This is a genomic window from Polaribacter sp. AHE13PA (genome assembly GCF_019278505.1).
Taxonomy (GTDB): domain Bacteria; phylum Bacteroidota; class Bacteroidia; order Flavobacteriales; family Flavobacteriaceae; genus Polaribacter.
In genome coordinates this window covers 1,010,733-1,024,848 of record NZ_CP058985.1, presented here as the reverse complement: position 1 = coordinate 1,024,848, position 14,116 = coordinate 1,010,733, and the positions used below count along the sequence as shown (strand labels likewise).

The window sequence follows — 14,116 nt, the reverse complement described above, 5'->3', positions numbered from 1 at the left end:
TTTATTCTAGTTCTATCATTAATTCATCATGCAAAACTTGTTGTCCTACACTTATTTTTATAGCGGAAATAACACCTGCTTTTTCACAGACAATACTATTTTCCATTTTCATTGCTTCTAAAACAAGCATTCTATCCCCTACCTTAAGCGTATCTCCAACTTTTACATCAATAGATAAAACGACTCCAGGAATAGGAGCAACAATTCTTGTTTTTGCAGATTTTGGATTTACTTGTAAAGGTGCAGCTGGTTGTTTAGACGCAGATCTAATTAATGTAGGAGTCTTTGTTTTTTTAACCTCCTCTTGCATTTTCACCTCATAGGATGTACCATTAACTTCTAGTTGAATAATATTATCTTCATGAGATTTTATATTAACGGTGTAGCCGTTTTCGTTTACTTTAAATTTATAGCTTTTCATTTGTTATAATCTATTTTGAATTCCGTAAATTTTAGAACTCCAAGGTGAATATGTTTTTTTAACTTGTTTAATTGTTAAAATGGCACTTTCATGATCATGTTGTTCATTTTTGTACATGTGTACGGCAGCTCCAATAACCGCAGAAATTTCACCAGTAAAATTGCTATCTCCTTTTACTTTAATTTCACTAATTTTCTTATCCTTCCCTTTTGTAATTATTTTATAGGTATAAAGCAATACTGGTAATCCGTAATTAAAGAAAAGTGCGAGTATAACTAATGCGCTAAAAACAATGAATAACCCGGTAATTAGAATAACATAACCTTCGCTTATTGGATCTGTGTATAATAGTATATTTGTCATTATAATGGAATGTTTGAGTGTTTCTTTGGGGGATTTACATCTTTTTTATTCTGAAGTAATTCTAAAGCTCTAATAATTCTAAAACGAGTATTTCTTGGCTCAATTACATCGTCTATAAAACCGTATTTTGCTGCCATGTATGGATTTGCGAACCTTGCAGTGTACTCATCCTCTTTTTTCTGAATGTACTCTTGTTTTTCATCTGCATCTTCTATTTTTCTAATATTAGATCCTTCTAAAACTTCAACAGCTCCTTTTGCTCCCATTACTGCAATTTCTGCCGTTGGCCATGCATAATTTACATCTCCACGTAGTTGCTTACAACTCATAACATCATGTGCACCTCCATAAGATTTACGTAAAGTAATCGTTACTTTTGGCACAGTTGCTTCACCATAGGCAAATAGTAATTTTGCTCCGTGTAAAATAATTCCGCCATATTCTTGACCTGTTCCTGGCAAGAAACCTGGTACATCAACTAAGGTTACAATGGCTATATTAAAAGCATCACAAAAACGAACAAATCGAGCAGCTTTTCTAGAAGCATCAATATCTAAAACACCTGCATAATATTTTGGTTGATTGGCAACAATACCAACTGGACGTCCATTAAATCTAGCAAAACCAACACAAATATTTCTTGCATAATTTCTATGAACTTCTGTAAACTCGCCATTATCTGCAAGTATTGATATTACATCTACAATGTCATAAGGTTGATTTGGATTTTCTGGAATAATATCATTTAAAGCATCTTCTAACCTGTCAATTGGGTCACTACAAGGAAGTATTGGTGCTTCTTCTAAATTATTTGATGGCAAGTAACTTAATAATTTACGAACTAATAATAAGTTTTCTTCATCATTTTCTGCCAAGAAATGAGAAACGCCAGATCTAGTAGAATGAATTTTAGCGCCACCTAATTCTTCTGCAGTTACAACTTCACCTGTAACGGTTTTTACCACTTTAGGACCTGTAACAAACATATAACTTGTTTGATCCGTCATAATTGTAAAATCTGTTAATGCCGGAGAATACACAGCACCACCAGCACAAGGACCTAAAATTGAGGAAATTTGAGGAATTACACCAGAAGCCATAATATTTCTTTGAAAAATTTCTGCATATCCAGCTAAAGACCTTACCCCTTCTTGAATACGTGCTCCACCTGAATCATTTAATCCAATTACGGGAACTCCAATTTTCATTGCCATATCCATCACTTTACATATTTTTAATGCATAAGTTTCAGATAAAGAACCTCCGAAAACGGTAAAATCTTGTGCAAACACATACACAATTCTTCCGTCTATAGTACCATGACCTGTAACAACACCATCAGAAAGATAAATTTGTTTATCCAATCCAAAAGATTTTGTTCTGTGTGTTACAAACATATCAAACTCTTCAAAACTATCATCATCTAAAAGAATATCTATACGCTCGCGTGCAGTTAATTTACCTTTAGCATGCTGAGAATCGATACGTTTTTCTCCTCCCCCCATTTTCGCTTCCGCTCTTTTTTCAATGAGTTCGTTAATTTTATCTTGATTTGCCATTTTTATATAAGTATTTTCTTTTAAAATTGTTCTTTAGAACAAAGTTCTGTAAGTACTCCTAATGTTGATTTTGGATGTAAGAAGCCAATATTTAACCCTTCAGCACCTTTTCTAGAAACCTTATCTACAAGTCTAACCCCTCGTTCTTCAGCAGTTTTTAAAGCTTCTGTTGCATTGGGAACTGCAAAAGCGATGTGGTGAATACCTTGTCCCTTTTTCTCTATAAATTTACCTATTGGACCATCCGGAGAAGTACTCTCTAATAATTCTATTTTTGTGTTACCCACCAAAAAAAAGGCTGTCTTCACTTTCTGATCGACAACCTCTTCTATAGAATAACATTTTAAACCTAAAACTTCTTCGTAATATTTTATTGAAACTTCTAAATTTTCAACGGCAATACCTAAATGCTCTATATGTGAAATATTCATAATTTTTATGTTTAAATTTTATCAAATTTAGCATACATCTTGTTTTTATTATATGATAGTTATCATATTCACAGATTATTACAACTTATCTTAAATTATTTTGAGGAATCAAAAAAAGAATCTTTTAATTCATTTCTTTATTTAAAAATTATAAAGTTTACAAATTTTAAAGCAGTCTGTAGATATTACTTTTAAATCGACAAATTATCATTTTAACACTTTTATCGTATAAAAATTATTACAACACCAATAAATAGTATTAATATATATGTATTAATGAAGATATTCTGTACTTTTATTACTAAATTTATAAAAAATAAAAGTATTCTAAAACGATATTAAAAATAGATTTATTATGAAGCTGTAATGCTTTTTGAATCTCTTTTTTATTATGGATTTTAAGTTATTTAGAATAATAAATACTTAAATTTGCCGGCGTTTTTTTTCGCTTTATTTTGAAAGGTTAAGTAAAATTAACTAAGTAATTTGCACTCAAAACATATATGTATACATGGCATTAAAAATCGTAATATCTCACAAGACAACTTATAAATATGATAGAAAAGTATCTTTATCTCCTCATATTTTTAGGCTAAGACCAGCACCACACTCGAGAACACCTATAGAATCTTATTCTATTAAAATTACGCCAGAAGAACAATTCTTTAATTGGCAACAAGATCCTTTTGGAAATTATGTGGCTCGTTTGGTTTTTCCTGAGAAAACAGATGAAATGTCTATTGATGTTGAAATTATTGCCGATTTAAAAACTATAAACCCTTTTGATTTCTTTATTGAAGAGTATGCAGAAGAATATCCTTTTGTGTATACAGAAACTGTAAAGAAAGAATTACAACCTTATTTAGAAATTACTGATAAAGGAAAGTTATTAGAAGAGTTTATAAAAACGATAGATTATACGCCAAGAAAAACTATTTATTTTTTAATTGATATCAATCAAAAAATTTATGAGTTTTTAAATTATAACATAAGAATGGACCCAGGTGTTCAAACTTGTGAAGAAACTTTGAATCAAAAAAATGGTTCCTGTAGAGATTATGCATGGTTATTTGTACAAACTTTACGTCACTTAGGTTTTGGAGCACGTTTTGTTTCTGGGTATTTAGTACAATTAAAATCAGACGAAAAATCATTAGACGGTCCTTCTGGTCCTGAAGAAGATTTTACAGATTTACATGCTTGGGCAGAAGTATACTTACCGGGTGCTGGTTGGATTGGTTTTGATGCCACTTCTGGTCTTCTAGCAAGTGAAGGTCATATTCCGTTAGCGTGTACTCCTTCTTTTGAAAGTGCTGCCCCTGTTTCTGGAATGTCTGATAAATGTGAAACAGAATTCTTTTTTGAAAACAAAGTAACAAGAATTTTAGAATCTCCAAGAGTTACAAAACCGTATACAGAAGAACAATGGAAAGAAGTATACAAGCTTGGGAATAAAGTAGAAAAGCAATTAGAAAAAGGCGATGTTCGTTTAACAATGGGAGGCGAACCAACTTTTATATCTATTGATGATTTAGAGTCTCCAGAATGGAATACAACTGCAGATGGACCTAATAAAAGAAAATTAGCAGGAGATTTAACCAAAGGTTTGTATGACAAATTTGGTAATGGAGCTGTTTTGCATCATGCACAAGGAAAATGGTATCCTGGAGAACCTTTACCCAGATGGCAAATAGAAATTTGTTGGCGTAAAGATGGTAGACCGATTTGGTTCAACAAAAAGTATTTATCCAGCTATGCTGATAATCCTATTGTTCCAGAAAATTCTGATAAATTATTTTTAGAAACGCTTACTAAATATTTACGTGTTTCTTCAGAACATATTTTACCAAGTTTCGAAGATCCTTTTTATCATTTATGGGAACAAGGTAATTTACCGATAGACATAGATCCTGCAAAAGACAAAGACGGCTCTTTAGCACGTAAAAAATTACATGAAATTTATGAAAAAGGCGCATCTACACCTGTTGGCTATTTACTTCCTTTAAATAAAACGGAAGACAAATGGTTTAGTAGTGCTTGGACTTTTAGAAGACAACACATCTTTTTAACTCCAGGAAACTCTCCTATGGGATTAAGACTACCTTTAGATTCATTAATGGAAAAACCAGAACACGAGATTTTTCCTATTCATGAACCAGACTTATTTTCTAAAAAGAAACGTTTACCAAGTTTTAAAAATATTGTTAAAAAAAGACATCAAGAATTTTTAGACTTCGGATTAGAATTAAACCAACCTAACTATTTTGTACGTACCGCACTTTGTGCCGAAATTAGAGACCAAAAATTATATTTATTTCTACCACCTTTAGAAACGGCAGAAATGTTTTTAGATTTAATAGCTTCTATAGAACTTACGGCAAGAGAGTTAAACGTACCTGTTATAATGGAAGGTTATGAACCTCCTCATGATAACAGATTAGAATCTCTAAAAATAACACCAGATCCTGCGGTTATTGAAGTAAATGTACATCCTGTTACCAATTGGAAAGACTTGTGTAAAAACACATTTACTTTTTATGATGAAGCTAAAAAAGCAAGATTAGGTACAGAGAAGTTTATGTTAGATGGTAAACATACCGGAACTGGTGGTGGAAATCATGTAACTTTAGGTGGTACAACTCCTGCAGATAGTCCTTTATTACGTAAACCAAGCTTACTAAGAAGTTTATTAACTTTCTGGCAACATCACCCAGGTTTAACGTATTTATTTTCTGGCTCATTTGTTGGACCAACGAGTCAGGCTCCAAGAGTAGATGAAGCTCGTTTGGACAACTTATACGAGTTAGAAATTGCCTTTAATCAAATTCCAAAAGATGGCGAAGTGCCTTTTTGGTTAACAGATAGATTGTTTAGACATTTATTAACCGATTTAACGGGAAATACACACAGAGCAGAATTTTGTATCGATAAATTATACTCTCCAGATTCTTCTACAGGAAGATTAGGTATTTTAGAATTACGTGGATTTGATATGCCTCCACACCCTAAAATGAGTTTAGTACAAATGTTACTTGTTAGAACTTTAGTTGCTTGGTTCTGGAAAAAACCTTACGAACATAATTTAGTACGTTGGGGAACAGAATTACACGATAAATTCTTAATAGAGCATTACGTAAGAGAAGATATTAAGGATATTGTAGACCAATTAAATAAAGCGGGTTACGAATTTAAAGAAGATTGGTTCGATCCATTTTTCGAATTTAGATTTCCGCTTCATGGGATGGTAGACATTAATAATATTCATTTAGAATTAAGAGCAGGTATAGAACCTTGGAATGTTTTAGGAGAAGAAATGACTGGTGGCGGAACTGCAAGATATGTAGATTCTTCATTAGAAAGATTACAAGTAAAAGTTTCTAATTTTAATGAAGACCGTTTTGTATTAAGTTGTAACGGCGTTAAAGTACAATTAAATAAGACAAGTGTTCATGGAGAATATGTAGCTGGTGTTCGTTATAAAGCATGGGATCCGTTTTCTGCTTTACACCCAACAATCCCTGTAGATACTCCACTTGTTTTTGATATTGTAGATACTTGGAACAAACGTTCTATTGGAGGTTGTACTTATTTTGTTGCACATCCAGGAGGAAGATCTTATGATGAATATCCAGTAAATAGTTATGAAGCAGAATCGAGACGAATTAATCGTTTCTGGGAATTTGGACATACACAAGGTGAAATTGACCCTGTGGAAAGTATCAACCCAAATACAGAAAGCACTAGTAGAAGTGTAGAAACCAACAGTAGTTCTAAGCGATTTAAGTTTAAAGAACTACCTGTTAATTTTGAATTTCCTTATACCTTAGATTTAAGAAAAAAGTAGGGAAATTTATTATAGGTAGCATGAAATATGACGATAGAAGAAAATCAAATTGAAAAAACAATCTTACACGATTATTTTTTAAATAAAAGTAAATATGATGAACTATTAATCTCTAAAATGGAAGACACATCAGATTGGAAAGTTTTATTAGACAATTTACAAAAAATTGGACCTAAAAAATTAGCTTCTAAACAAGTTGATATAGATTGGTTATTGGCAGAAAATGGTGTTACCTATAATGTATATAACGATCCTAAAGGATTAAATAGACCTTGGAATTTAAACGTAGTTCCGTTTATAATTCATCAAAAAGAATGGAGCGAAATTGAAAAGGGAATTCAACAAAGATCTGAAATATTAAACCTTATTTTAAAAGATTTATACGGAAAACGTGAATTGCTTAAAAACGGAATTATTCCGCCAGAAGTAATTTACGCACATCGTGGTTTTTTACGTTCTTGTGATCAAATTGAATATAAAACAGCAAAACAATTACTGGTACATGCAGTAGATTTGGCTAGAGGTCCGGACGGACGTATGTGGGTTGTAAATGACAGAACACAAGCACCTTCTGGTATGGGATATGCTTTAGAAAATAGATTTTCTACAACTAAAATTATTCCTGAAATATATAAGCATATAAACGTTAGGCAGCCATCTACCTTTTTTAATGATTTTAATAAATTGTTATTAAGTGTAGCTCCGGCTAATAAAGAGAATCCAATGGTGGTTATTTTAACACCTGGTCCACATAATGAAACATATTTCGAACATTCTTATTTGTCTTCATTTTTAGGTCATCCTTTGGTAAAAGGAAATGATTTAGTAGTAAGACATGGCAAAGTTTGGTTAAAATCTTTAAAAGGTTTAAAACAAGTAGATGTTATTTTACGACGTGTAGATGACAGCTTTATGGATCCTTTAGAATTAAGAGAAGATTCTTATTTAGGAGTTGCAGGTTTATTAGAAGTTGTTCGCTTACAAAATGTTGCCATCGTAAACCCTATTGGAAGTGGTGTTTTAGAAAACCCTGCTTTAATTCCGTTTATGGAGAATATTTGCAAATTTTTCTTAAAAGAAAAGTTAATTCTACCTCAAATTGCTTCTTGGTGGTGCGGACAAGAAAAAGAAAGAAAACATGTTCTAGAAGATTTACCATCATATGTAGTAAAAAGAATAGACAGATCGCATAGAGAACATATCTATTTCTGTGAATTTTTAAGTAAAGAAGAATTAAAGGAACTAAAAGCTGAAATTTTAGAAAACCCAAATAGATTTGTAGCACAAGAAAAAATATCTTTTTCTACAGCTCCTAATTTTGTTGATGATAAATTAGAACCTCGTAAAATTGTGTGTAGAACTTTTTCTATTGCAAAACAAGATAGTTATAGCGTTATGCCTGGTGGCTTAGTCAGAGTTGCCACAGAACGTGAAGAGCTTTTTGTATCTAATCAGCGAGGAGGAACTAGTAAAGACTTTTGGATTGTTAGTGATAAAAAACAAAATTACTTACAAAACTATTCTTGGAATAAGAGCGTTTCTAATCAGGCAGAAAGTATTAATGACGTACCAAGTAATACCGCCGAAAACCTATATTGGTCTGGTAGATATTTAGGGAGAACTTTATTTACAGCAAGGTATTTGCGCATGGTTTTAAACCAAATGACACATGTACAATATAATGATGAAAGAAAATCTGAATCTGAAAGTTTAAAAATATTATTTCAGTCTATTACAAACATTACTTCTACGTTTCCTGGTTTTACAGGAGAAAATGAAGAAGAAGCTTTAAAGAATCCTCTTAAAGAATTAAAGTCGCTTACTCTTGATAATCAAAGAATTGGAGGTTTTGCTCAATCTATGCAGAGTTTTAACAATTCTTATTATTCTCTTAGAAATCTATGGTCTAAAGATATGTGGCGTGTTTTTGATGGAATTCAGAAACAACTTACAAAACTTAAAGAAGAAAAGGTTTACACTATTTCTACTTTATCTAAGTTCTTTGATAAAATAATTACAAGATTGATTGCTTTTATGGCTTTATCAGAAGAAAGTATATTAGTAAGACAAGGACTTCTACTCTACTTTATTGGTTTGCAAATAGAACAAGCATCTATGACTATAGAGAAATTTAGGTCTTTAATTATTGTAAATTATAATGAGGAATTAGAGTATGAAGTTTTAGAATCACTTTTAAATAGTCACGAAAGTTTAAACATCTATAGATACAGTTACAAGTCTTATCTAAGTATAGAAAATGTCTTAAAGTTATTAGTTTTAGATAAAGAATACTCTAGATCTTTAATGTACCAAGTAAAAAGGATTAAGAAAGATATTGATAAGTTACCGAATACAAATACATCTGTAGAAATGACTATTTGTCAAAAAAATATCAATACGGTAATTCATAAAATTGAAAGTTTATCACTAGAAGAAATTCTAGAAATTGATGAAACATCTAATATGCGTAAAAAGTTAGACAATTTACTGTCTGATTTGAGTGATTTATTACACTTAACATCTTTATCTGTTTCAGATACTTACTTTAACCACTCTCAGCAACAAAAACAGTTGGTAGATAGAAAAATTTCTAATTAATATGATTTTTGACCTTTGGCACAAAACAAAATATAGTTATGAAAATGGTGCTTCCTTTTGTCATAATATAACCACCTTAAAACCTAAAAGTTTTAAAGGGCAGAATGTATTAGAATACGCTTTAGAAATTAGCCCAGAACCTACTGATATTTCAGAAAGACTCGATTTTTTTGGCAATACAGTTACTCGTTTTTCTATTCAGCAAAGTCATGAAGAATTGGTTGTTATTGCACGTAGTAAAGTTTCTAGAGATTATGATTTACAAATAGAAGGACAAAATTTAACTGAAGGAAAAAAAGTTACCATAGAAGAAGCAATTAAATTATTAAAAGAAACCCATCCAGACATTATTGAAGCTAGACAATTTGTTTTAGGTTCTCCTTTAATTTCTGATATGAGTGCTGTTATTAAAGAATACGCATTGGTTTCCTTTAAACCAGAAAGATCTTTATATGAAGCTTCTTACGAATTAATGCAACGTATTTTTACAGATTTCGACTTCGTTTCTGGATTTACAAACATTGCAACGCCATTAAAAGTAGTAATGAAAGAGAAAAAAGGTGTTTGTCAAGATTTTGCTCAAATAGCCATTGCTTGTGTTAGGTCCATGGGATTGCCTGCAAGATATGTAAGCGGTTATATAGAAACACTACCACCAGAAGGAAAAGAAAAGCTGATTGGTACAGATGCTTCTCATGCATGGTTTTCTGTATTTATCCCAACCCTAGGTTGGATAGATTTTGACCCAACCAACAACCAAATCCCAAAAAATCAACATATTGTTGTTGCTCATGGTAGAGATTATTATGATGTACCACCATTAAAAGGAGTTATTTACAGTACAGGTAAAAGTAAAATGGATGTGGCCGTAGATTTAAGACCTGCCAAAAATTATCAAAGCCAAAGTCAGTCTTAAACTTTTAAAGAAAATAAGGTGAAACAATAAACCTCAAAGTTTTAAAAACTTTGAGGTTTATTGTTTTTTAAAATAATCGTTTAATAAGACAATTATTTTTACGTTAAATTTTATTGCTTTTGAGTTTGCTTTTTAACTTCAGTAGTAACTTTAACATCTGGTTTTATTGTACAATCAGAAATATTGAAATAATTATCTTCCAACTTATCAGCAATTAAAACTAAATGCTCAATTAAATCGGCAATAAACTCTTCTATATTATCTTCAATATCTGTTATCAGTTTATACTCAAAATCAGCTTTCATTTTACCTATCAAAAAAGCTGCCGAATCATCTGTGATTTGTCTGTTTTTAGAAATAATACAGATGTATTTGTATATTTGATACAAACAATTTTTAATAGATCTTGGACATTTTCCGTTTAAAATAATAAACTCTAATGTAGTTTTTCTAGAAGGCGTTTTTTTATAAAAACTACGCATCATATCATGTGTAGATACACATTTTAAAAGCGTAGACCACTGGTAGCTACCATCAATAACATCTCCATAAATTTCTTTAGCTGCCGCAACATCACTTAATTTAGAATTAATAATTCTTGATACTTGTATTGCTCTTTCTAAATATACACCTAACATAATTATAGCATATACTTCATCATGCAAAAGCGTACTTTTAATTTTACTTCTTACCTCAGAAGCAGATTGGGTTACCATTGAAGTAAACTCGTATAAGCCACTTTTTACAAATTTATCTATCGGATATCCTTTATAACTATGGTTAATTCTATTGATACATTCAAATAATTCTGTTGAAATTAAATCTCTAGAGCTTCTTGCATTTTCATGCGCATTAATAAAGGTATTTACAATTGAATAGGGTTGCTCTAAATTTAAACCAACATTAAATAAAACAGCTTCTTCTTCTAATGTAATATCTGCGTCTATAATTTCATTAGCAGACATGTACATTACAGATCTTAATACAAATTGTCTAGATTGTGATAATTCATCTGGTGCGTCTAAAGATGAAAAATAATTTACGTTTAAAAACCTTGCTAAGTGCTCTGAACGTTCAATATATCTTCCCATCCAAAAAAGGTTATTGGCTACTCTTGCTAACATATTTTTTTATTTTTTTAAAACCCAAGTGTCTTTTGACCCTCCACCTTGAGATGAATTTACTATTAAATTTCCTTTTTTAAGTGCAACTCTAGACAAACCTCCTTTTAATACAAAATCGGTATCTTTACCTAATAGAGTAAACGTTCTTAAATCTACATGTCTAGATTCGAAAGACTCATTTTCATCTATATACGTTGGGTGAGTAGATAATGACATTATAGGTTGAGCAATGTATTTTCTAGGTGCTGCCAAAATTGTTTTCTTAACAGTTTCTATTTCTTCTTTTGTTAGTTTACTTCCAATAGAAATACCATATCCTCCAGATTCATCCACTGGCTTTACAACCAATTTATCTATGTTTTCTATAACATATTTTAACTCATCTTTTCTACTACAATGATAGGTATGTACGTTATTTAGAATAGGTTCTTCATCTAAATAATATTTAATAATTTCTGGCATATAAGTATACACAGCTTTGTCATCTGCTACACCTGTACCAGGAGCATTTACCAAAGTAACATTTCCTTTTTGATACACAGAAAATAAACCAGGAACCCCTAACATAGAATCTTTTTTAAAGACTAAAGGATCTATAAATAAATCATCTACTCTTCTGTATATAACATCTACTTTTTCTGGTCCATAAATGGTTCTCATATACACAAAACCATTTTCTACAAATAAATCTCTTCCTTCCACTAAAACAACTCCCATTTGTTTTGCTAGAAATGAATGTTCGTAATAAGCAGAATTATAAACCCCAGGTGTAATAATAACACAAACAGGAGCATCTACCCCATTTGGTTTTACAGATTCCATAGTATCTAATAACTTAGAACCATAATCTACAACCGTGTGTGCATTATATTGATTAAAAACACCAAACAATGCATGCTTTACAGCATTTCTGTTGCCAATAACATAACTAACACCAGAAGGACATCTAATATTATCTTCTAGAACATAATACTTGCCATCAGCATGTTTTATTAAATCTGTACCCGAAATATGGTTGTAAATGCCTCCAGGAGGATCTAATCCTATCATTTCTGGTAAAAAATTAACAGAAGACTTAATTAAATCTTCAGGTACAATACCTTGTTTTATAATTTTTTGATCATGATACACATCCCAAAGAAAAAGGTTTAAAGCTTTACTTCTTTGTAAAACACCTTTCTCTATTGTAGTCCATTCTTTATTATTAATAATTCTTGGAAATAAATCAAAAGGGAAAATTTTTTCTTTTACCTCCTTATCTCCATAAACTTGAAACGTAATTCCTAGATTAAAAAAAGAATCTTTTGCTTGTTTATTTAAACGATCAAATTCTGATACTGAGTAAGAACCAAATAAATTATATAAGGTTTTATACACCTCCCTAACTTCATTATTATCCTTAAGTAGTTCATCATAAAATCTAGAATCTAGTTCGTAAGTTGAAAATAGCGGTAGTGTTTTAGTTTCTTTCAAATCTTATAATTTTTTAGTAAATATAAATTACTTTTATGAAAAAAGTAAGCATTTTTAAATTATACTGTGATTATTGTAACAATAATTTTATTTTATTTGATTTATTACATAAATCGTAAAAATTTATTATCATATTTTTAAATAAATAATTTCAAAAATAAGTTTTCTATCCAATTTCTACTAAAATCTTATAATCATTGATAAATAACAAGTACAGGCAATAGTAAAAAGGGCATTTACTTTTATTAAAAGCATCGTTGAAATACTTACAAAAGATAGTTATATTTTTCTTAAAATGATGATAAAAGAGGTAATTAAGAGAATAAACTTAAAACACTCTTATTTTAAAAACACCTAAAACACTACCTATCAATAAAATAAACTAAAAACCTGACTTTTAAAAAAAATAGTAACTATTAAAACTCTTCTATTTTTTTCATTCTATTATCTTCGCGCGCATTATGTGGATGTATTTAGGACTTTTAGCGGCTTTATTTTTAGGATTACATAATTTATGTAAAAAACATGCTGTACAAGGCAATGAAGTATTTCCTGTTTTGTTTGGAACAATTTCTGCTGGTTTTCTATTGATACTACCCTTCTATTTAGGATCTATTTGGAATCCCGATTATATGAAAAAAATAGGTTTCTACATTACAAGTATTCCTTGGAGTACGCACGGATTTATTTTTATAAAATCGATGATAATGGCAGCTTCTTGGGTTTTGGCATATCAAGCATTAAAGCATTTACCAATTACCATAGTAACTCCAATTCGCTCTGCAGGTCCCTTTTTTACATTTATAGGTGCTATTTTTATTTATAATGAAAAACCAAATTCATTACAATGGGTTGGTTTTTTCCTGATTATTCTTTCAGTTCTATTATATTCTAAAATTGGTAAAAAGGAGGGTATCAATTTTAAAAGAAATAAATGGATTTTTGCCATTATCGCAGCTACCTTTTTAGGTGCTTCTAGTGGCTTGTATGATAAATTTTTAATTCAGACTTTAACTTTAAACCCTCAAACATTACAATTTTGGTTTTGCTTTTATACCATTCTAATATTGTTAATTATTTTATCAATTACATGGTTTCCTTATGCTGATAAAAGAAAAGCTTTTAAGTTTAGATGGTCTATACCAGCTGTTGGAGTTTTATTACAAACAGCAGATTACTTTTATTTTAAAGCACTACAAGACCCTGATGCTTTAATTATGTTATTATCGGCTATAAAAAGAAGTCAGATTATAATTGCCGTTGTAGTTGGTGGATTGTTATTTAAGGAAAAAAATAAGCGTAAAAAATTGGTTCCTTTATTCGGAATTCTACTTGGGGTATTTTTAATCTTGTATTCTTAAACAAAAAAAGTTTCGTAATAAATTAC

10 protein-coding genes are annotated in these 14,116 nt (G+C 30.6%); 4 read left to right on the top strand and 6 right to left on the bottom strand.

Annotated elements, in window-relative coordinates:
- Position 1 precedes the first annotated feature (1 nt).
- The 4 genes from H0I28_RS04425 to mce are packed head-to-tail and all read right to left on the bottom strand — an operon-like array spanning position 2 to position 2,774.
- Positions 2 to 421, bottom strand: coding sequence for a biotin/lipoyl-containing protein (locus H0I28_RS04425; RefSeq protein WP_218753066.1), 420 nt, complete (start codon positions 419 to 421; stop codon positions 2 to 4).
- A gap of 3 nt (positions 422 to 424) precedes the next feature.
- On the bottom strand, positions 425 to 784 hold the full coding sequence (locus H0I28_RS04420) for an OadG family protein (protein WP_218730363.1): 360 nt from the start codon (positions 782 to 784) through the stop codon (positions 425 to 427).
- Positions 784 to 2,343 carry an acyl-CoA carboxylase subunit beta gene (locus H0I28_RS04415; RefSeq protein WP_218760674.1) on the bottom strand — a complete coding sequence of 520 codons (1,560 nt, stop codon included), beginning with the start codon at positions 2,341 to 2,343 and terminating at the stop codon, positions 784 to 786. Before H0I28_RS04415 ends, H0I28_RS04420 begins: the two co-directional genes overlap by 1 nt.
- A gap of 20 nt (positions 2,344 to 2,363) precedes the next feature.
- Positions 2,364 to 2,774: a methylmalonyl-CoA epimerase gene (gene mce, locus H0I28_RS04410; RefSeq protein WP_218760673.1), complete on the bottom strand. Its 411-nt coding sequence runs from the start codon at positions 2,772 to 2,774 to the stop codon at positions 2,364 to 2,366.
- Between the two features lie 511 nt (positions 2,775 to 3,285).
- On the opposite strand from mce, the gene H0I28_RS04405 reads away from it, so the two are divergent.
- The 3 genes from H0I28_RS04405 to H0I28_RS04395 are packed head-to-tail and all read left to right on the top strand — an operon-like array spanning position 3,286 to position 10,132.
- Complete coding sequence (locus H0I28_RS04405; protein ID WP_218753064.1) at positions 3,286 to 6,618, top strand: DUF2126 domain-containing protein; 3,333 nt, start codon at positions 3,286 to 3,288, stop codon at positions 6,616 to 6,618.
- A gap of 27 nt (positions 6,619 to 6,645) precedes the next feature.
- Positions 6,646 to 9,216, top strand: a complete 2,571-nt coding sequence (locus tag H0I28_RS04400; protein ID WP_218760672.1) for a circularly permuted type 2 ATP-grasp protein — start codon at positions 6,646 to 6,648, stop codon at positions 9,214 to 9,216.
- Between the two features lies 1 nt (position 9,217).
- Positions 9,218 to 10,132, top strand: coding sequence for a transglutaminase family protein (locus tag H0I28_RS04395; protein WP_218760671.1), 915 nt, complete (start codon positions 9,218 to 9,220; stop codon positions 10,130 to 10,132).
- A 110-nt stretch (positions 10,133 to 10,242) separates the two neighbouring features.
- On the opposite strand, the gene H0I28_RS04390 is transcribed toward H0I28_RS04395, so the two are convergent.
- The gene (locus H0I28_RS04390; protein WP_218730358.1) at positions 10,243 to 11,256 is read right to left on the bottom strand and encodes an alpha-E domain-containing protein; all 1,014 of its coding nucleotides are present in this window, start codon (positions 11,254 to 11,256) and stop codon (positions 10,243 to 10,245) included.
- Between the two features lie 6 nt (positions 11,257 to 11,262).
- Positions 11,263 to 12,729 carry a circularly permuted type 2 ATP-grasp protein gene (locus H0I28_RS04385; protein WP_218730357.1) on the bottom strand — a complete coding sequence of 489 codons (1,467 nt, stop codon included), beginning with the start codon at positions 12,727 to 12,729 and terminating at the stop codon, positions 11,263 to 11,265.
- Between the two features lie 461 nt (positions 12,730 to 13,190).
- Between H0I28_RS04385 and H0I28_RS04380 the strand changes: the two genes are divergently transcribed.
- The gene (locus H0I28_RS04380; protein WP_218760670.1) at positions 13,191 to 14,090 is read left to right on the top strand and encodes an EamA family transporter; all 900 of its coding nucleotides are present in this window, start codon (positions 13,191 to 13,193) and stop codon (positions 14,088 to 14,090) included.
- The last annotated feature ends 26 nt before the right edge of the window (positions 14,091 to 14,116 follow it).